Below are 19,310 nucleotides of genomic sequence, written 5' to 3'. Positions count from 1 at the left end.
CAATGCCGGTGGATGCAGGGACATCGCGAAGCCGTGTATACCTGGGGCTATGCAAGTTCCATGGCTCGAACCCGGTGACCCGCTGCCCGACCCGGCGTCGGCTTGGGGTGAGGCCGACCCGGTGCCCGGGCTGCTGGCCGCCGGCGGCGCACTCGATGTGGCGTCGCTGGTGCAGGCTTACAGCCACTGCATCTTCCCGTGGTTCAGCGAGGGTCAGCCGATCTTGTGGTGGAGCCCGGATCCGCGCATGGTGCTGGAAGTGGCGCGCTTCAAACTGCATCGGTCGTTGCGCAAAACACTGGCGCAATTCGCGGCGACGACACGCTGCGAGATTCGCGTCGACCGGAACTTCGAGGCCGTGATCAACGCATGTTCAAAGGCGCCGCGTGCCGGACAGTCGGGCACATGGATCGTTCCGGAAATGGTCGATGCCTATGTCGCTTTGCATCGCGCGGGTTTTGCGCACAGCGTCGAGACGTGGATCGACGGTGAGCTGGCCGGAGGTTTGTACTGCGTGGCGATCGGCGGCGCGGTGTTCGGCGAGTCGATGTTCATGTGGCAGCCCGATGCGTCGAAGATCGCGCTGTCGGCGCTCGTGTGCCTGTGCCGTCGTCACGGAGTTGCCATGATCGACTGCCAGCAGAACACGGCCCATCTGGCCAGCTTGGGCGCGCGCGAGATGCCGCGTGCCAGCTTCGTGTTGCACGTAGCAAACGCCGTTCAGGCCCATCGACAAAGCGCGCCACAGTGGAATTTTGAGCCCGTATACTGGAACGAACTCCTCTCAGCGCGACATTTTTCGACGACGTGACGCATCTCAAGGACCTACCGCTCCACACGCTGCAGTTCTATGCGACTGCGCCCTATCCGTGCAGCTATTTGCCGGACCGTCAAGCGCGTTCGCAAGTTGCTACGCCGAGCCATTTGATCCACAACGACACCTACTCCGAACTGGTGTTGACCGGCTTCCGGCGCAGTGGCATGTTCACCTACCGGCCATACTGCGACGGTTGCAGCGCCTGCATCCCGCTGCGTGTTCAGGTCAACGAATTTCAGCCGAGCCGCAGCCAGCGCCGTGCTCGCGCGAAGCACGAAAATCTGCAAGCGCGCGTGCTCAAGCTGTGCTTCGTGCCAGAGCATTACCAACTCTATCTGCGTTATCAAACCGGTCGCCATTCCGGCGGCGGCATGGACCACGACAGCATCGACCAGTACACGCAGTTCCTGCTGCAAAGCCGCGTGAATTCACGGCTCGTCGAATTTCGCGAGACGCTGGCCGACGGCAGTGCCGGTGCGCTCAAGATGGTGTCGATCCTCGACGTGCTGAACGATGGCATCTCTGCCGTCTACACCTTCTACGAACCCGACGCTGGTGCAGCGTATGGCAACTACGGCGTGCTCTGGCAGATCGAGCAGGCGAAGCGGTTGGGGCTGTCGCACGTGTACCTCGGCTATTGGATCGAGGGCAGCGCCAAAATGAACTACAAGGCGCGCTATGCGCCACATGAAGTGCTGATCGAAGGCCGTTGGCAACCGGGCGGCGATTTCACAAGGTAAAATGGGCGTCCGTCAACACGGATTGCTGCCATGAGAAAACCCCCCTCCGACGGTCCCGCCACACCTGTCGTCCAGGTCATCGAGCGCATGTTTTCGCTGATCGACGTTCTGGCGTCGCGCGAGGACGCGATGTCGCTGAAGGAAATCAGCGAAAAGACCGGCCTGCACCCCTCGACCACCCACCGCATCCTGAATGACCTGGCAGTGGGTCGTTTCGTCGACCGGCCGGAAGCCGGCAGCTACCGGCTGGGGATGCGGCTGCTCGAACTGGGCAACCTCGTCAAAGGTCGCCTCAACGTGCGCGACGCCGCGCTGACGCCGATGCGCGAACTGCACAAGCTCACACAGCAACCCGTCAATCTCAGCATGCGCCAAGGCGACGAAATCGTCTACATCGAACGCGCCTACAGCGAGCGCTCCGGCATGCAGGTGGTGCGTGCCATCGGCGGCCGTGCACCGCTGCACCTCACATCGACCGGCAAGCTGTTTCTGGCGGTCGACGATCCGCAGCGGGTCCGCAGCTACGCGACGCGCACCGGTCTTGCAGGCCACACACGCAACAGCATCACGCAGTTGCCGGCGCTAGAGCGCGAGCTCTCTAAAGCGCGGCAATACGGCATTGCCCGGGACAACGAAGAGCTCGAACTGGGCGTGCGCTGCATGGCGGCTGGCATTTACGACGACCAGGGCAAATTGATCGCTGGCTTGTCGATCTCGGCACCGGCCGACCGGCTCGACGACGGATGGCTGCCGAAGCTGCAAGCCACGGCCAACGAAATCTCGGGTGCGTTGGGCTACAACGAAAACGGCGCTGTCACGACCGCATGAAGGGTCACTGACAGCGCCGTCGCGCCACATCGGCGCCATATCAACGCCATATCAACGCCATATCGGCACCTGAGCAGCGCGCCGATTGAAGGCGCAGAGCGAGATCGAGATCAGCCTGCGATATCAGCCGTAGCAACGCTCTGACGCGCTGCCGGCGACATCAAATGTGTTGCTTCGACCCAGCGGCGCACACGCTCGGCGTCGCCAATGCGGCTCAGTTTGCCGGCTGAATCCAGGAACACCATGATGAGCTTACGGCCGGCGATTTTGGTCTGCATCACCAGGCATTGACCCGCTTCGTTGATGAAACCGGTCTTTTGCACACCGATGTCCCAGTCAGGATTCTTCACCAGACGGTTGGTCGTGTTGAACTGCAGCAGGCGGTTGCCCACCTCGACCTGGTAGTTAGGCGAAGTAGAGAGTTGACGCACAGTGGCATCGGCAGAAGCCGCATTGACCAGCAGGGCCAGGTCTTGCGCGCTGGATTGGTTGTTGAACGACAGACCGGTCGGCTCGACGTAACGCGTGTCCTTCATGCCCAGCAGGCGCGCCTTGGCGTTCATCACGCTGACAAAGGTGGCAGTGCCTCCAGGGTAGGTGCGGGCCAACGCATGTGCCGCGCGGTTCTCGCTCGACATGAGTGCGAGGTGCAACAGTTCGCCGCGCGACAGCGTGGTGCCGACCATCAATCGCGAGCTGCTGTGCTTTTCAGTGTCGACATCGTCCTGGACGATGGTGATCAATTCTTCGTTCGGCAGGCGGGCTTCGCTCATGACCAGACCGGTCATGAGCTTGGTGAGTGAAGCGATCGGCAGGATGGCGTGGTCGTTCTTGCTGAACAACACTTCGCGCGTGTCCTGATCGATCACCAGCGCGGCGTTCGACTTCAGGTCAAGCGCGTCTTCGGTGTGGTTGAGGCCGGCCATCTGACCGAAGGACAAGCGGGGCGGCGCCTCTGCGACGCGAACGATGGAACGGCGCTGCACGGCGACGACGGTCTTGCCACCGCGTTGCCGAATGGTTGCAACCACGTTGCGGCCGCCGCGGACCGCACGGTCTGCGTTGTCGGCGCGTACGACTTTTTCGGTCTTGGCACCGCGTTTAGCGGTTGCAGCATGGGGCGCCTGCGCAACGCTCTTCGCACCCTTGGCACCCTTGGCACGGCTGTCGCCAGCAGCCTGGCTCTTCTTGGCAACCGGTGCCTCGTGCTTCCTGGCGGCTTGCGCTTCAGGCAACAAAAACGCCGTGCTGTACACGGCGATGAGGGCAACGGCGACGAGTCGAAACGCGGGTAGAAACCGCTGGCTGGAAACTCGATGACGACGGGCTTCGGGCATTAAAAAACTCTCCAGCGGTTGCGAATGTGACCGCAGTGTATCCAAATCAAAAAAGACGCGCAATATCAGTTACTTGCGTCCTCTTCTTGAATCGAAATAAAGGATCGCCCGAAAACTCAACCTTGCGCCGCTACTCTCTCAGCTTGGCTCTGTAACTTATTGAGGGCACTCAAATAAGCCTTGGCCGACGCCACCACGATGTCGGGGTCTGCGCCCACACCGTTGACGACCCGGCCGGCATTTTGAAGCCGAACTGTCACTTCACCCTGACTTTCGGTGGAACCACTGATGGCATTCACCGAATAAAGGACCATTTCGGCCCCGCTTTTCACATGTTCTTCGATCGCCTTCAATGAAGCATCGACCGGGCCATTTCCCTCGGAAACACCGACGACTTCCCTGCCTTGCACCGTGAACACGATTCGGGCATGGGGCCGCTCGCCTGTCTCGCTGTGCTGCACCAACGATACAAATGCAAACTTGTCACCAACGTTTGACACTTCCTCCGCGCTGACGAGCGCGAGGATGTCTTCATCAAATATTTCGCTTTTTCGGTCTGCCAGCTCTTTGAAGCGCGAGAACGCGGCGTTGATCTCGGCCTCGCTCTCCATCGTGACGCCAAGTTCGATCAACCGCTGCTTGAACGCGTTGCGGCCGCTCAGTTTGCCCAGCACGATCTTGTTGGCGGCCCAGCCCACATCTTCGGCCCTCATGATTTCATAGGTGTCGCGCGCCTTCAGCACGCCGTCCTGATGAATGCCAGAGGCATGCGCAAAGGCATTGGCACCAACGACCGCCTTGTTGGGCTGCACTACGAATCCGGTGGTCTGGCTGACCATGCGACTCGCTGCCAGGATGTGTTTTGCATCGATGTTCATATCGAGCCCGAAGTAGTCGCGGCGCGTCTTCACTGCCATGACGATCTCTTCGAGCGAGCAGTTGCCCGCACGCTCGCCCAGGCCGTTGATCGTGCATTCGACCTGTCGCGCGCCGCCGATCTTCACGCCGGCCAGCGAGTTCGCGACCGCCATGCCGAGGTCGTTGTGGCAATGTACCGACCACACGGCCTTGTCGCTGTTCGGCACGCGCTCGCGCAGTGTCTTGATGAAGGTGCCGTACAGCTCGGGAATCGCATAGCCCACGGTGTCGGGCACGTTGATGGTGGTGGCGCCTTCGTTGATCACTGCCTCGATCACCCGGCACAAAAAGTCCATGTCGCTGCGATAGCCGTCTTCCGGGCTGAACTCGACATCGGCGACCAGATTGCGGGCGAAGCGCACCGCTAGTTTGGCCTGCTCGAAGACCTCGTCCGCCGACATGCGCAGCTTCTTCTCCATATGCAGCGGCGACGTGGCAATGAAAGTGTGGATGCGCCCGTTGGCCGCACCCTTCAGTGCCTCGGCCGCGCGTGAGATGTCACGGTCATTCGCGCGCGACAGGCCACAGATGGTCGAGTCCTTGATCGCATTGGCGATCGCCTTCACGGCCTCGAAGTCGCCATTGGAGCTGGCAGGAAAACCGGCCTCGATCACATCGACTTTCAGGCGTTCCAGTTGCTTGGCGATGCGCAGCTTCTCGTCGCGCGTCATCGACGCTCCCGGCGACTGTTCGCCATCGCGCAATGTGGTGTCGAAAATGATCAGCTGGTCGGTCATCGTGTGTCTCCTCAGGCGGGTTCGGCGAGCGATTGTGCGCTGCGGGCGCCTTGCGCCCTGGCGCGCTCCAGCCCCGAAACGATAGCCTTGAGCGACGCCGAAATGATGTCGGCATCAATGCCCACGCCGAACAGGGTCTGAGATTCGTCGACACGGAGTTCGAGGTAAGCGACGGCCTGCGCATCCGCACCAGCGCCTATCGCGTGCTGGTGGTAGTCGAGGACGCGTACTGTGTGCCCGGTGGCATCGGTCAGCGCATGGATAAAGGCATCGATCGGACCGTTGCCGCGTCCTTCGACAGGTCGACTTTCGCCTTGCCATGGCAGGTCACCGCGCAACACCACCAGAGCATTGGCGCCCTCGCCCTGCTCCTCGAGCACCCGGTGCTGCAACGCATGCGCCGCCTTCAATCCGTACTCGCGCTCGAACATGGCGTAGAGATCGGCGGCGGAGAGTTCCTTGCCGGCGCTGTCCATCTCCTTTTGCACCGTCTGCATGAATTCCATCTGAAGGCGACGTGGCATTTCGAGGCCATATTCGCTTTCGAGCAGGTACGCCATGCCGCCCTTGCCGGACTGGCTGTTAACGCGAATGACGGCCTCGTAGCTGCGTCCCACATCTTTGGGATCTATCGGCAGATAGGGCATATCCCAAATGTCGCCTTCCTTGCGTGCCGAAAAGGCTTTCTTGATCGCATCCTGATGCGAGCCGGAAAACGACGTGTAGACCAGGTCGCCGACATACGGATGGCGCGGGTGCACTGGCAACTGGTTGCACTGCTCCACGGTCGCACGGATCTCGTCGATATTGGAGAAATCGAGTCCGGGAGACACGCCCTGCGTGTAGAGGTTGAGCGCGACGTTGACCAAGTCGAGGTTGCCGGTTCGCTCACCGTTGCCGAAGAGACATCCTTCGAGGCGATCGGCACCCGCCATCAACGCGAACTCGCCAGCAGCCGTGCCGGTGCCGCGGTCGTTGTGCGGGTGCACCGACAGCACGATCGCTTCGCGTCGCTCGAGGTTGCGGTGCATCCACTCGATCATGTCGGCGAAGATGTTGGGCGTCGAATGCTCGACCGTCGAAGGCAAATTGACGATGCACTTGTGCTCGGCCCTCGGCTGCCAAACTTCGGTCACCGCATCGACCACACGCTTCGAGAAAGCGAGATCGGTTCCCGAGAACATCTCTGGCGAGTACTGAAAGGTCCACTGCGTTTCCGGCTGCTTGGCAGCGCAATCGTTGAACATGCGCGCGTGCGTCGTTGCGAGTTCGACGATCTGGTCCTCGTCCATGCCTAGCACAACGCGCCGCATGACCGGCGCTACCGCGTTGTACAAGTGCACGATGGCCCGCGGCGCACCCTGCAGCGCTTCGAAGGTGCGGGTGATGAGGTGGTCACGCGCCTGCGTAAGCACCTGGATCGTCACGTCATCGGGAATGCGATCTTCATCGATCAGTTTGCGCACGAAGTCGAACTCGACTTGTGACGCCGAAGGAAATCCGACTTCGATTTCCTTGAAGCCGATGGCCACGAGCGTCTCGAACATCCGCGTCTTGCGCGCAATATCCATTGGCTCGACCAATGCCTGGTTGCCGTCGCGCAAATCGGTCGACAGCCAGATCGGGGCTTTGGTCAGCACGGCGTCGGGCCAGGTGCGGTCCTTGAGGCCGATCGGTGCAAAAGCGCGGTACTTGGCTTGAGGTTGCTTCAACATATCGATTTCTCTGTGATGGTTGGGGTGTCACCAGCAACCCCAAAAGCAAAACGGCCCGTTGCTGGTGCGAACGGGCCGTGGTGAGGGACTAGCGCGTGCGCTACCGTCTCCGCCCGAAGGGGATCAATAGTAGAGCCAGCAAAATCTTGTTCATTAGGGTTGCGAATGTAGCACAGGCCGTTTTACTTGTGGAGCCCGACTTCGTCGGGTTCGTCCGTGGACATGCTGATGACGCTTACTGGCTGCCCTTTGGCCTTGCGCCAGGCATAGACCACGTAGCCGCTGAGTCCGTAAATAACGAAAAGGCTGAACAGGACCGTCGGCGGATCAATGTTGATGACCGCGATGCCCAGCGCGATCAGGACAATCGCCGCGAACGGAACGCTGCGGGCCTTTCTGAAGTCCTTGAAACTATAGAACGGTGCGTTGGTCACCATGGTGAGCCCCGAGTAGAGCGTGAAACCGAACGTGATCCAGGTGATCTGTGCCCAGGACAGATACAACACCTCGCCACCGCGTTTGCCCGACTCGGTCATGAGCCAGATGAAGCCCATTACCAGTGCCGCGGCGGCGGGTGAGGGCAAGCCCTGAAACCAGCGCTTGTCGACCACCCCCGTGTTGACATTGAAGCGAGCCAGTCGCAACGCAGCGCAAGCGCAATAGACAAAGGCTGCGATCCAGCCCCAACGGCCCAGACCTTTCAGCGACCACTCATATGCGATCAACGCAGGCGCAGCGCCGAAAGACACCATGTCGGACAGCGAATCCATCTGCTCGCCGAACGCGCTTTGCGTGTTGGTCATGCGCGCGACGCGGCCGTCGAGGCTGTCGAGGATCATCGCGGCGAAAACGCCGAGCGCGGCCAGGTCGAAGCGGCCGTTCATGGCCATCACGATCGAATAGAAGCCGCCGAACAGCGCTGCCAACGTGAACAGGTTGGGCAGGATGTAGATGCCCTTACGCCGCTTGCGCGGTTGCACCTCGTCAGGGAGCGTGTCGTCATGCATGAAGTGGGCCTTTGGAGGAGCGCAGTGTAGTCAATGAAAAAGGGCCACCGCGCACGGTGGCCCTTACAGTGCGAGGGACAGCGATCAGTTGCGCGTTTGGTCCACGAGCTTGTTCTTTTTGATCCACGGCATCATCGCACGCAGCTTCTCGCCGACGACTTCGATCTGATGCTCGGCATTCAAACGGCGGCGGCTGATCAGCGTCGGCTGGCCAGCGGCGGCTTCGAGCACGAAGCTCTTGGCATATTCGCCGGTCTGGATGTCCTTCAGCACCTGCCGCATGACATTCTTCGACTCGTCGTTGATGATGCGCGGGCCGGTTACGTACTCGCCGTATTCGGCGTTGTTCGAGATCGAGTAATTCATGTTGGCGATGCCGCCTTCGTAGATCAGATCGACGATGAGCTTGAGCTCATGCAGGCATTCGAAATACGCCATTTCCGGCGCGTAGCCGGCCTCGACCAACACTTCGAACCCAGCCTTGATCAGCTCGACCGTGCCTCCGCACAAAACAGCCTGCTCGCCGAACAAGTCGGTTTCGGTTTCTTCGCGAAAGTTGGTTTCGATGATGCCGGCCTTGCCGCCGCCGTTGGCCGTGGCGTAGCTCAATGCGAGATCACGGGCCTTGCCGGTCTTGTCCTGGTGCACGGCCACAAGGTGGGGCACGCCGCCGCCTTGCGTGTAGGTGCTGCGAACCGTGTGGCCCGGCGCCTTGGGTGCGACCATCCAGACGTCGAGATCGGCGCGTGGCTGAACAAAGCCGTAGTGCACGTTGAAGCCGTGAGCGAAAACGAGCGAAGCGCCTTCCTTGATGTGCGGGGCGACGTCGTTCTTGTAGACGTTGGCGATCTGCTCATCGGGCAGCAGGATCATGACGACGTCGGCTGACTTCACCGCATCCGCCACTTCAGCAACCTTGAGCCCAGCCTTGCCGACCTTGTCCCAAGAGGCGCCGCCCTTTCGCAGGCCGACGACGACTTTGACGCCGCTGTCGTTCAAGTTTTGCGCATGCGCATGGCCTTGCGAGCCGTAGCCAATGATCGCGACCGTCTTGCCCTTGATGAGGCTGAGATCGGCGTCTTTGTCGTAGTAAACCTTCATGTCGTTGCTCCTTCGTTGAAATCTAGTGTGGGATGGGGAATGAACGGGTGGCGTGCTTTAGACGCGCAGGATGCGCTCGCCGCGACCGATGCCGCTGGCGCCGGTTCGCACGGTTTCGAGAATGGCGCTGCGGTCCAGCGCTTCGAGAAACGCGTCGTTTTTCGAATGGTCGCCGGTCAGTTCGATCGTGTAGCTCTTGTCGGTGACGTCGATGATGCGGCCGCGAAAAATCTCGGCCATTCGCATCATCTCTTCGCGTTCCTTGCCGACCGCGCGGACTTTGACCATCATCAATTCGCGCTCGGTGTACGAGCCTTCGGTCAGGTCGACCACTTTGACGACTTCGATGAGCCGGTTCAGGTGCTTGGTAATCTGCTCGATGACGTCGTCGGAGCCTGCGGTGACGATGGTCATTCGCGAGAGGCTGGCGTCTTCGGTCGGCGCGACCGTCAGCGATTCGATGTTGTAGCCGCGGGCCGAGAACAGGCCCACCACCCGGGAAAGTGCGCCGGGCTCGTTTTCGAGCAGCACGGCAATGATGTGTTTCATAAGCGAAAGACTCCTCATTTCGGTGCCCTCCCCGCGCAGCGGTAACCACGCGGCTTGGCAGCCAATAGATTCGTCTCGAGAAAAGTTAAGAGAACATTCCGACGATCAAAGATCTTCGGAACCCAACAGCATTTCAGTGATGCCCGAGCCGGCCTTGACCATCGGAAACACGTTTTCGGTGGGGTCGGTGCGGAAGTCCATGAACACGGTACGGTCCTTGAGCTTACGTGCTTCGCGCAGCGCGGGCTCCACGTCTTGCGGCCGTTCGATCAGCATCCCGACATGCCCATAGGCCTCGGCCAGCTTCACGAAGTCGGGCAACGCATCCATGTAGCTGTGGCTGTAGCGACCCGAATACTCGATCTCTTGCCACTGGCGCACCATGCCGAGATAGCGGTTGTTAAGCGAACAGATCTTGATCGGCGTGTTGTACTGCAGGCACGTCGACAACTCCTGGATGCACATCTGGACCGAGCCTTCGCCGGTGATGGTGAACACTTCGGCCTGCGGCTTGGCGAGCTTGATGCCCATCGCATACGGAATTCCGACGCCCATGGTGCCCAAACCACCGGAATTGATCCAGCGCCGCGGCTCATCGAAGCGATAGTACTGCGCGGCCCACATCTGGTGCTGACCGACGTCGGACGTGATGTAGCAATCCGCGTCTTTCGTCATGTTCCAGAGCGTCTCGACCACGTACTGCGGCTTGATCACGTCACCGTTGCCGTGGTCGTACTTCAAGCAATCCTTGCCCCGCCAGATCTCGATCGTCTTCCACCAATCCGACAAAGCGCCTGCGTCCGGTTTGGTAGACGATTCCTTGATCATCGTGATCAGCTCGGTGAGCACGTCCTTCACATCGCCGACGATCGGGATGTCGACCTTCACGCGCTTCGAAATGCTCGACGGGTCGATGTCGATGTGAATGATCTTGCGTTCGTTCTGCGCGAAGTGTTTCGGGTTACCGATCACGCGGTCGTCGAAGCGTGCGCCGACGGCCAGCAGCACGTCGCAGTTCTGCATCGCGTTGTTGGCTTCGATCGTGCCGTGCATGCCCAGCATGCCGAGGAACTTGCGGTCGCTTGCCGGATACGCGCCCAGGCCCATCAGCGTGTTGGTGACCGGATAGCCGAGCATGTCGACCAGCGTGCGCAACTCGTTGGTGGCGTTGCTCAACAGCACTCCGCCTCCCGTGTAGATGTAAGGGCGTTTCGCCGTCAACAGCAATTGCAGAGCCTTGCGGATTTGTCCACCGTGGCCTTTGCGCACAGGGTTGTACGAGCGCATCTCGACCTTGTCGGGATGGCCGGTGTAGGGCACCTTTTTGAAAGAGACGTCTTTCGGCACGTCGACCACCACCGGCCCGGGCCGGCCGGTGCGCGCGATGTGGAATGCCTTCTTGATCGTCATCGCAAGATCCTTCGGATCCTTGACGAGAAAGTTGTGCTTGACGATGGGCCGCGTAATGCCGACGGTGTCGCATTCCTGGAATGCGTCGAGCCCAATGGCTGCGGTCGGCACCTGACCCGAGATGATCACCATCGGGATCGAGTCCATGTACGCCGTTGCAATGCCCGTGACCGCATTTGTCAGCCCCGGGCCCGAAGTAACCAACGCCACGCCGACTTCACCCGTCGCGCGCGCATAGCCATCCGCTGCGTGCACCGCCGCCTGCTCGTGGCGCACGAGCACGTGCTGCATGGTGTCTTGCTTGTAGAGCGCGTCGTAGATGTACAGCACCGCACCGCCGGGGTAGCCCCAGATGTACTTGACACCTTCGGCCTGCAGCGACTTGATGAGCACTTCTGCGCCCATGAGCTCTTGGGATTGATTGCCCATCCCGGAGGATGCGGCTGATGCGGAAGCGAGTTCCGCTTTCAAGATTTCCATGATGAACCTTTGGAGTTTTTTCGGGAACGAAAAACCTTGGGTGCCCCTTGCCAACCCTTGTGGGGCCGCGCCAGGACTTGAGGCCAAGTGCCATGAGCGGATTGATGCTCCGCCGGACAATGACCCGTTTGCCTTTTGACTTGCAGACCGGATTATGACATCGCACCCGGATGCATAATCCGCGGCGGTTAAAACACATCCCGAACAGAGACAGACATTCCACGAGGCGCACATCGCGCCGGACTCCCGCTTGGCTACCGAAAAAGAACTTTCCGATTTCCTCAAAGGTGTTGAACGCCGCGCTTTCAAACGCTCGATCTATCACGTTCGTGACGAGGAAGCGGCGCTCGACATCGTGCAGGACAGCATGATGAAGCTGGCTGAGCACTATGGGGACAAGCCGCCAAACGAACTCCCGATGCTGTTCCAGCGCATCCTGTCGAACTGCACGCTCGACTGGTTCCGCCGCCAAAAGACCCGCCGCGCGCTTTTTTCCAACCTCAGCGACTTCGAGGCCCCCGACGACGACGGAGAATTCGACCTGCTCGAGAACTTCGTGTCGCCCACCGACTCGAGAGAAACCGAGAGCGCCGAAGACACAACGCGGCGCGCCCAGGTGTTCCATGACATCGAAGAAGAGATCGCCAAGCTGCCCGGCCGTCAACGCGAGGCCTTTCTGATGCGTTACTGGGAAGAAATGGACGTTGCTGAAACAGCTGCAGCAATGGGCTGCTCGGAAGGCAGCGTCAAAACTCACTGTTCGCGCGCCGTCCATGCACTGAGCAAAGCGCTGACGGCCAAGGGAATTTCGCTATGACCATATCGACTCAATCGTTCTCCACGTCTTTGGACGCCCTCGAAGCCCAGTTCGGCCGTCGCGTGGCGTCGCGCCTGGCTTTGGGCAGCGAGCAGCTGCCGCACGACATCGGCGAGCGTCTGCGTGTCGCGCGTCAGCAGGCAGTCGGTCGGCGCAAGCTGGCACCGCAATTGCACGCAGCGCCAGTGGTGGTTTCGAACGGCCGCTCCGCCACACTGGGCCTCGGCGGGCGTTGGTGGACCCGGATCGGCTCGGTGGTTCCGCTCATCGCTTTGGCTGCCGGCCTCATCACGATTAGCGTGATGCAGGACGACGACCGCGCCAACGACCTTGCCGAAGTTGATTCGGCCTTGCTCACCGGCGATTTGCCGCCCGCTGCCTACACCGACCCCGGTTTTGCACAGTTCTTGAAAACTGACGACGCCACCGCCCGTTGATCCTTTCGAATGCCGCCCCGCTCTGCGTTCAGTTTTGATTTTTGCGCTTTGGCGCTCACCACCCGCCCGTCGCGGCGGATCGTGGTCGCCCGGGCCGGCTTGCTGCTGCGGATGGCCGCGGCCGCAATAGCGATTTCTGCAGCGTCCAGTGTAAGTGCCCAGTTGCCGCTCGACGCCAAGGGGGCCAAGGCTGGTGCCCCGGCCTCGGGGGCTGCTATCGCACCCAAGACGGCGGTGGTTACCAAGCCCCTGTGGAGCGAGCTGAACCTGTCACAGCAACTGGCGCTGCAACCTCTGGCCGAGCACTGGGACAGGCTGTCGCTCGGACATAAGCGTAAGTGGCTGGCGATTACCCGTAACTACCCGAAGATGACGCCCGAAGAGCAAACCGTCATGCACAGCCGCATGTCCGGTTGGGCCACGTTGAGCCAGCAGCAACGGGTGCAGGCACGGTTGAATTTCGCCGAGGTCAAGCAGATCCCGGCGGACGAGCGCAAAGCGAAGTGGGAGGCCTACCAAGCACTGAGCGACGAGCAAAAGCGTGAGCTTGCCGAAAAAGCGGCGGTCAAGCCAGCTCGCGGTGCAGCGATACCTGCCAAGCCCGTGTCGGCTCAAAAGTTCGCGCCCGTGCCGGTGCCGGTGGGCGACCGCTTGCCGCGGATTCAACTGGCACCGCCCAGCGAGCCGACAGCAATGTCCGTTCGCGCATCACGCTCGTTGCCCGCGACCCCTTTCTTGGCGGCTCCTGTGTCGGGCGCTCCGATACCTGCTGAAGCGCAGGTACTCGTTCCTACGGCGCCAATCGAGCGTGCCTCCGGCCAGCCATCGACGACACCCTGATGTCGCCGTCGATGCGTTCGTCCGATCCCGCGAAACCTGAAGCCAGTCTTTCCGAAACGCCCGGCGGCGCCATAGAAGCAGCAGCGCTTTTGACAGCGCCCGGCCTGTGGCGCCGAATGGCCTGCTGGCTGTACGAAGGCATGCTGATGTTCGCAGTCGTCTTTGTGGCAGGTTGGCTGTTCAGCACCTTGGGCCAAATGCGCGACGCGATGGACGAACGCCGTCATTTGCTTCAAGCCTTTCTGTTCGTCGTGTTCGGCGTGTACTTCGTCTGGTTCTGGATTCACGGCCAGACCCTCGCGATGAAAACCTGGGGCATCCGTATCGTCGACGCCAGTGGGCGACCTGTTACCCAGCGTCGCGCGTTGATTCGTTACCTGTTGGGCTGGATCTGGTTTCTGCCTCCGCTCGCCGCGATTGCACCTTTCAAGCTCTCCGGAGGCGAATCGGCGCTGCTGTTTTCTGGCTGGGTGCTGGTCTGGGCGCTCTTGTCGCGCTTTCATCCGCAGCACCAGTTCTGGCACGACGCCTGGGCCGGTACGCGGCTGATTTCTTCGCGGCCCATGAGCCGTCGCTAAACCGTATCCAAGCTGTACGCAAGCCTTACGCAGACTGCACGTCGGCCGCGGTTAAGCTGCCACGAAACACACCATGAGTGCCCTCCCCGATTCCACCGTTAATCCGCAAAAGGCCCGCAAGGGCCTGGAGCGTGTTTTTCACGCCACCCTTATTTCCCTGCAAGGCCTGCGCGCGGGCTGGAGCGAGCCGGCCTTCCGGCAAGAGGCGCTGATTTCCATCGTGCTGCTGCCGGCTTCTTTCTGGCTCGGCCGAAGCTGGGTCGAAACAGCGCTGCTTGCGTGCAGCGTCGTGCTGGTGATGATCGTGGAGTTGCTCAACACAGCCGTCGAGGCTGCCATCGATCGCATTGGTCCGGAATGGCACGATCTGTCGAAGCGCGCCAAGGACATGGGCAGTGCGGCCGTGCTGCTTTCCTTGCTGATTTGCGGGGGCATTTGGGCGGCCGCGCTCTGGCAACGTTTCGTGGGCTGACAAAGTTCCGGCACGCCGCCGTTTCGCGTTGGCATGATCGGGGTATGACTCCAGAATTCTCGATGTGTGTGTATTGCGGCTCGCGCCCTGGCGAGCACCCCCAATTCGCGGCAGCTGCAACTGCGGTCGGCCAATGGATCGGCCAGCGTGGCGGTCAACTCGTCTATGGCGGAGGCCGCACCGGCCTGATGGGCACGGTGGCCGAGGCCACGCGGGCGGCGGGGGGCCGGGTGATCGGCATCATTCCCAAAGCCCTGGTCGACAGGGAGTTGGCCAACACGCTCTGCGACGAGCTGCACATCGTCGACACCATGCATGAGCGCAAGGCCATGATGGGCGAGCGCGCCGATGCGTTCGTGGCGCTGCCGGGCGGCATCGGTACCTTTGAAGAGCTGTTCGAGATCTGGACCTGGCGCCAGCTGGGCTACCACGACAAGCCTGTCGGCATCCTCAACGTCGAGGGCTACTACGACGGACTTCTAGGTTTCCTGGCGCACAGCGTGCGCGCTGGCTTCATGGGCGAGTGGCAGATGGATCTGATGCACACCCTGAGCGAGCCGGAAGCGCTGCTCAACTGGTTGCTGGACCACCGTGGTGGTCAGGGGCAATCAGGGCTGCTCGCAAAAAATGTCTAGCGAGCCCTAGGAACCAAATGGTGGCTAGATAGCGCTTTCGTTCTCTTCGCCGGTGCGGATGCGGACGATGCGCTCGACGCTGGTGACGAAAATCTTGCCGTCCCCGATTTTTCCGGTGCGGGCGGCGTTCACGATCGCCTCGACGCAGCGATCGACGTCGGCCGTGTTCACCACGACCTCTACTTTCATCTTCGGCAGGAAGTCGACCACGTATTCAGCGCCGCGGTACAACTCGGTGTGGCCCTTCTGTCGGCCGAAGCCTTTGACTTCCGTGACGGTGAGCCCGGTCACGCCCACCTCGGCGAGTGCCTCGCGCACATCCTCAAGCTTGAACGGTTTGACGATAGCGGTGATCTGCTTCATGGTGGTCTTCCGGCGATTTCGTTGAGTGTGCTGGCGGTAGGGTAACGCCAATCCTTGCCCGATGCTGCGATGAGCGACCCCTACACGGAGGAATGCCTTGGCGTATCGCATGGAGCGTGCCAGAACAGATGAAGCCCGCTGGTAGCCTTGTGGCAATGCACGCCGACGCTTCGACATCCACTTTTTCGTTGTTTCGCTTGTTTCGCTGGTTCGGGCATCAGGCGTACCTGTTGCTGGTCTTCACTACCTTGATCTGGGGGGCCAACGCGGTTGCTGCGCGGCTGGCCGTCGGCGAAATTTCTCCAATGATGATGACCGGTTCGCGCTGGATCGTAAGTTGCATCGCGCTGGGCCTCACCGCGCACCGGCAGATCGCGCAACATTGGCGCGTGCTGGTGCCGGCATGGCGGCGCATCGTGCTGATGGGCGCCTTCGGGTTCACCGGCTTCAACGCGCTGTTCTACACGGCGGCGCACCACACCACGGCCATCAATATCGCGATCATTCAGGGCACGATCCCGGTGTTGGTGCTCGTCGGTAGTTTTTTCATTTTTCGAACGCGCATCCGCGGGCTGCAACTGTTCGGGGTCGCGCTGACGATTGCCGGCATCGCGGTGGTGGCATCGCAGGGAGACTTCGCCGCGCTGGCGCAACTGGCTTTCAACCGCGGCGATATCGCCATGGTCATCGCCTGCCTGATGTACGCCGCTTACACACTCGCTCTGCGGGGCCGGCCGGCAGTGCCGGGCATCGTGTTCTTTGCCGCGCTGGCCGCCGTGGCGTTCCTGACTTCAATTCCGCTGCTGGTCGTCGAAGTTGCGACCGGTCACTTCTTCCTGCCGACGGCAAAAGGCATGGCGCTCGCACTGTTTGTCGGGCTGTTGCCATCGTTCATCTCGCAGCTCACCTTCATCCGTGCGGTAGAGCTCATCGGTGCTGCCCGCGCCGGCGTTTTCCTCAATCTGGTTCCGATCTTCGGGCCGCTGCTCGCCGTGCTTGTGTTGCACGAGTCGCTGTCGCTGTTTCACGCGGTGGCATTGGCACTGGTTCTGAGTGGCATCGGTGTTGCGGAGTACCTCGGAACCCGCCGCTGATGGCGTGCGGAAGGTGCCGGATGTGCGTCGGGAACGACGTCCCTCGTGCAAGGATGACTGTCGCCGCACGAGGTCTCGCATTCCTTCCTAAACTGCCATGTCGCCGCCACCCGAATCCGCTTCTTTGAATCTGCTTTGACCGATCTCGTCCTTCACATCCATTCATCTCCGGCGGAAATCGACGCGAAGGCGTGGAACGACCTGCTCGCATTGCAGCCGAATCCGTCGCCCTTCATGCGACACGAATATCTCGCCGCCTTGCATGAGAGCGAGAGCGCCACGCCGGAGAGCGGCTGGACGGCAGCTTTCGTCACGCTGCGGCGCGGCAAACGGCTCGAAGGTGCTTGCCCGGTCTACGTCAAGGACCACTCGTACGGCGAGTACGTATTCGACTGGGCATGGGCCAACGCCTATGAGCAGCACGGACTCAAGTACTACCCGAAAGCGCTCGTTGCAGTGCCCTTTACGCCGGTACCCGGCGCCCGCCTGCTGGCGCGCGATGCGAAGAGCCGCACCTTGATGGTTCACGGGTTGGTTCAGTGGTGCAAGCAGGAAGAACTTTCGTCGTTGCATCTCCTTTTCGGTGCCGACGAAGACATTGCCGCCTGCGCCGAAGCCGGACTCATGCTGCGCCACACCGTTCAATTTCATTGGACAAACACCGAACCCGGATATCCGAATTTCGACGCGTTTCTGGCCAGCCTGTCGCACGACAAGCGCAAGAAGATCCGACAGGAGCGCCGCAAGGTGGCTGATGCGGGGGTCAGCTTTCGCTGGTCACGCGGCGCCGATATTTCCACCGCCGACTGGGATTTTTTCTATCGCTGCTATGCGCGCACTTATCGGGAACACGGCAACGCGCCCTACCTCACCCGCGACTTCTTCCGCTGCATGGCCGACACGCTGCCGGAGGCGTGGGTGCTTTTCGTTGCTGAACGCGCGGGCAAGCCGATCGCCACCAGCCTCATTGCGCTTTCTGCGGCCGCTGAGAACGGTGCAAGCGGCATCGATGCGCCGGTCGCGGCGTACGGCCGCTATTGGGGCGCGCTCGAACGTGTCGACTGCCTCCATTTCGACGCCTGCTACTACCAGCCCCTGCAGTGGTGCATCGACAACGGCGTCTCGCGTTTCGAGGGCGGCGCCCAGGGCGAACACAAGATGGCGCGCGCGCTGATGCCGGTCAAGACGACGAGCGCTCACTGGCTTGCGCATCCGTCGTTCGCCGATGCGGTCGAACGCTTTCTGGAACGCGAGGGCGCAGGCATCGAAAACTACATGGACCACCTCGGCGAACGCAGTCCTTTCAAGGCTTCGTGACTTAATCCCGAGCTTTGGGCCCGATATGTGCGAATCGCCACAAAGGCTATACATACTGCCGGCTGACGCCCCCGGCAGCCCGCTCTAACGTGCCGCCGATCGGCGCACGGCCTGGGGCCATTCGGCACAGGTTGGCTCGCGGGAGAATATTCAAATGGCTCGACTCATCGTTCTTCAACAGACCGCCACGCCCAGGCAGGTGGCGTTGTTCAAGCTCCCGTATCTGATTGGACGCGCGCCCAGTTGCGACCTGGTGCTGGACAATCCGCAGGTCAGCCGCGCCCATGCCGTAATGGAACAGGCTGGAGACACGATCCAGATTCGCGACCTGGGCGGAACCAACGGCACTTATGTTAATGGCCAACGCGTCGAAAGCTGCACGCTTGGCAATGGCGACGAAATCAAGGTCGGCGCTTGCGTCATCCGCTTTCTGTCGAGCGGCGGTGACGCCATGAGCGATGCCGAGGCGCTGCGTCTGGTGACAGCGGCCGGCAAGCTCCCTGATGAAGAGCTGGTCAAACTCATGCCGAAGGACTGAGTTCCCTCCGCGCAGGGCTACCCGAGCCTTACTTCGTGTATGCGGCGATGCCGTCCATGACTTCCTTCCGGGCGGCGTCGATGCCCTCCCATCCCAGCACCTTGACCCACTTGCCTTCTTCGAGATCTTTGTAATGCTCGAAGAAGTGACTGATGGCCTTCAAGCGCATCGGGTTCACATCGTCGATCGAGTTCCAGTGGCTGTAGATCGGCAGTACCTTGGTGGTCGGCACGGCGAGCACCTTGCCATCGACTCCAGCCTCGTCTTCCATCAAGAGAATGCCCAGGGGGCGGCACGGCACCACGACGCCCGGTAGCAGCGGATACGGCGCGATCACCAGCACGTCGACCGGGTCGCCATCGCCGCTCAAGGTCTGCGGCACGTAGCCGTAGTTGGCGGGGTAGTACATGGCCGTCGTCATGAAGCGGTCCACGAACAGCGCTCCCGACTCCTTGTCGACCTCGTACTTGATCGGGTCGGAATTCATAGGGATCTCGATCACCACATTGAATGAATCGGGGATGTTCTTGCCAGGGGAAACTTTGTCGAAGGACATGTCGTTGTTCGTGTGGTTGAGAGG

At 61.1% G+C, this 19,310-nt stretch carries 21 protein-coding genes; 12 read left to right on the top strand and 9 right to left on the bottom strand.

Features of this window, described 5'->3' with window-relative positions:
- Nucleotides 1–49: 49 nt before the first annotated feature.
- Genes aat through H7F36_RS15875 form a run of 3 tightly spaced genes read left to right on the top strand, consistent with a single transcriptional unit; the run spans nucleotide 50 to nucleotide 2,385 of the window.
- Nucleotides 50–811, top strand: a complete 762-nt coding sequence (gene aat / locus H7F36_RS15885; protein ID WP_187051723.1) for a leucyl/phenylalanyl-tRNA--protein transferase — start codon at nucleotides 50–52, stop codon at nucleotides 809–811.
- On the top strand, nucleotides 808–1,557 hold the full coding sequence (locus H7F36_RS15880; RefSeq protein ID WP_187051722.1) for an arginyltransferase: 750 nt from the start codon (nucleotides 808–810) through the stop codon (nucleotides 1,555–1,557). The genes aat and H7F36_RS15880 overlap by 4 nt, the downstream gene beginning before the upstream one ends.
- Nucleotides 1,558–1,587: 30 nt before the next feature.
- Entirely contained in the window at nucleotides 1,588–2,385 is a 798-nt protein-coding gene (locus H7F36_RS15875) for an IclR family transcriptional regulator (RefSeq protein WP_187051721.1), read from the top strand.
- A 110-nt stretch (nucleotides 2,386–2,495) separates the two neighbouring features.
- On the opposite strand, the gene H7F36_RS15870 is transcribed toward H7F36_RS15875, so the two are convergent.
- The 7 genes from H7F36_RS15870 to H7F36_RS15840 form a co-directional block, all read right to left on the bottom strand.
- Complete coding sequence (locus tag H7F36_RS15870; protein WP_187051720.1) at nucleotides 2,496–3,722, bottom strand: serine hydrolase; 1,227 nt, start codon at nucleotides 3,720–3,722, stop codon at nucleotides 2,496–2,498.
- 116 nt (nucleotides 3,723–3,838) lie between these two features.
- Complete coding sequence (locus H7F36_RS15865) at nucleotides 3,839–5,377, bottom strand: 2-isopropylmalate synthase (protein WP_187051719.1); 1,539 nt, start codon at nucleotides 5,375–5,377, stop codon at nucleotides 3,839–3,841.
- Between the two features lie 11 nt (nucleotides 5,378–5,388).
- On the bottom strand, nucleotides 5,389–7,092 hold the full coding sequence (leuA, locus tag H7F36_RS15860; protein WP_187051718.1) for a 2-isopropylmalate synthase: 1,704 nt from the start codon (nucleotides 7,090–7,092) through the stop codon (nucleotides 5,389–5,391).
- A gap of 182 nt (nucleotides 7,093–7,274) precedes the next feature.
- Complete coding sequence (pssA, locus tag H7F36_RS15855) at nucleotides 7,275–8,099, bottom strand: CDP-diacylglycerol--serine O-phosphatidyltransferase (protein WP_187051717.1); 825 nt, start codon at nucleotides 8,097–8,099, stop codon at nucleotides 7,275–7,277.
- 84 nt (nucleotides 8,100–8,183) lie between these two features.
- Nucleotides 8,184–9,200 (bottom strand): ketol-acid reductoisomerase, encoded by a 1,017-nt coding sequence (ilvC, locus tag H7F36_RS15850; protein ID WP_187051716.1) that lies wholly within the window; start codon nucleotides 9,198–9,200, stop codon nucleotides 8,184–8,186.
- 57 nt (nucleotides 9,201–9,257) lie between these two features.
- The gene (ilvN, locus tag H7F36_RS15845) at nucleotides 9,258–9,749 is read right to left on the bottom strand and encodes an acetolactate synthase small subunit (RefSeq protein ID WP_187051715.1); all 492 of its coding nucleotides are present in this window, start codon (nucleotides 9,747–9,749) and stop codon (nucleotides 9,258–9,260) included.
- Nucleotides 9,750–9,854: 105 nt separating this feature from the next.
- Nucleotides 9,855–11,639, bottom strand: coding sequence for an acetolactate synthase 3 catalytic subunit (locus tag H7F36_RS15840; RefSeq protein ID WP_187051714.1), 1,785 nt, complete (start codon nucleotides 11,637–11,639; stop codon nucleotides 9,855–9,857).
- A gap of 250 nt (nucleotides 11,640–11,889) precedes the next feature.
- Between H7F36_RS15840 and H7F36_RS15835 the strand changes: the two genes are divergently transcribed.
- From H7F36_RS15835 to H7F36_RS15810, 6 genes are all read left to right on the top strand, one after another.
- Nucleotides 11,890–12,456 (top strand): RNA polymerase sigma factor, encoded by a 567-nt coding sequence (locus tag H7F36_RS15835; protein ID WP_187051713.1) that lies wholly within the window; start codon nucleotides 11,890–11,892, stop codon nucleotides 12,454–12,456.
- On the top strand, nucleotides 12,453–12,893 hold the full coding sequence (locus H7F36_RS15830; protein ID WP_187051712.1) for a DUF3619 family protein: 441 nt from the start codon (nucleotides 12,453–12,455) through the stop codon (nucleotides 12,891–12,893). The genes H7F36_RS15835 and H7F36_RS15830 overlap by 4 nt, the downstream gene beginning before the upstream one ends.
- Nucleotides 12,894–12,902: 9 nt before the next feature.
- Nucleotides 12,903–13,733, top strand: a complete 831-nt coding sequence (locus H7F36_RS15825) for a DUF3106 domain-containing protein (protein WP_187051711.1) — start codon at nucleotides 12,903–12,905, stop codon at nucleotides 13,731–13,733.
- 116 nt (nucleotides 13,734–13,849) lie between these two features.
- The gene (locus H7F36_RS15820) at nucleotides 13,850–14,311 is read left to right on the top strand and encodes an RDD family protein (RefSeq protein WP_261802322.1); all 462 of its coding nucleotides are present in this window, start codon (nucleotides 13,850–13,852) and stop codon (nucleotides 14,309–14,311) included.
- Nucleotides 14,312–14,384: 73 nt separating this feature from the next.
- Nucleotides 14,385–14,783, top strand: coding sequence for a diacylglycerol kinase (locus H7F36_RS15815; RefSeq protein ID WP_187051710.1), 399 nt, complete (start codon nucleotides 14,385–14,387; stop codon nucleotides 14,781–14,783).
- Nucleotides 14,784–14,827: 44 nt separating this feature from the next.
- Complete coding sequence (locus H7F36_RS15810; protein ID WP_187051709.1) at nucleotides 14,828–15,418, top strand: TIGR00730 family Rossman fold protein; 591 nt, start codon at nucleotides 14,828–14,830, stop codon at nucleotides 15,416–15,418.
- Between the two features lie 24 nt (nucleotides 15,419–15,442).
- Here the strand turns inward: H7F36_RS15810 and H7F36_RS15805 are convergent, their stop codons facing one another.
- Nucleotides 15,443–15,781: a P-II family nitrogen regulator gene (locus tag H7F36_RS15805; RefSeq protein ID WP_187051708.1), complete on the bottom strand. Its 339-nt coding sequence runs from the start codon at nucleotides 15,779–15,781 to the stop codon at nucleotides 15,443–15,445.
- Between the two features lie 188 nt (nucleotides 15,782–15,969).
- Here H7F36_RS15805 and H7F36_RS15800 point away from each other — a divergent pair, with 188 nt between their 5' ends.
- From H7F36_RS15800 to H7F36_RS15790, 3 genes are all read left to right on the top strand, one after another.
- A complete protein-coding gene (locus H7F36_RS15800) occupies nucleotides 15,970–16,875 on the top strand; it encodes a DMT family transporter (protein WP_261802321.1) in 906 nt (301 codons plus the stop codon).
- Between the two features lie 135 nt (nucleotides 16,876–17,010).
- Nucleotides 17,011–18,192, top strand: coding sequence for a GNAT family N-acetyltransferase (locus H7F36_RS15795; RefSeq protein ID WP_187051706.1), 1,182 nt, complete (start codon nucleotides 17,011–17,013; stop codon nucleotides 18,190–18,192).
- Nucleotides 18,193–18,346: 154 nt separating this feature from the next.
- Entirely contained in the window at nucleotides 18,347–18,730 is a 384-nt protein-coding gene (locus tag H7F36_RS15790; RefSeq protein WP_187051705.1) for an FHA domain-containing protein, read from the top strand.
- A 28-nt stretch (nucleotides 18,731–18,758) separates the two neighbouring features.
- On the opposite strand, the gene ppa is transcribed toward H7F36_RS15790, so the two are convergent.
- On the bottom strand, nucleotides 18,759–19,286 hold the full coding sequence (gene ppa / locus H7F36_RS15785) for an inorganic diphosphatase (RefSeq protein ID WP_187051704.1): 528 nt from the start codon (nucleotides 19,284–19,286) through the stop codon (nucleotides 18,759–18,761).
- Between the last annotated feature and the right edge of the window lie 24 nt (nucleotides 19,287–19,310).

Origin of the sequence: Variovorax sp. PAMC28562 (assembly GCF_014303735.1) — a bacterium.
In the GTDB taxonomy this organism is placed as follows: domain Bacteria; phylum Pseudomonadota; class Gammaproteobacteria; order Burkholderiales; family Burkholderiaceae_C; genus Variovorax.
Note: the sequence above shows the minus strand (reverse complement) of the source record. Positions and strands in the feature narration are given on the sequence as shown.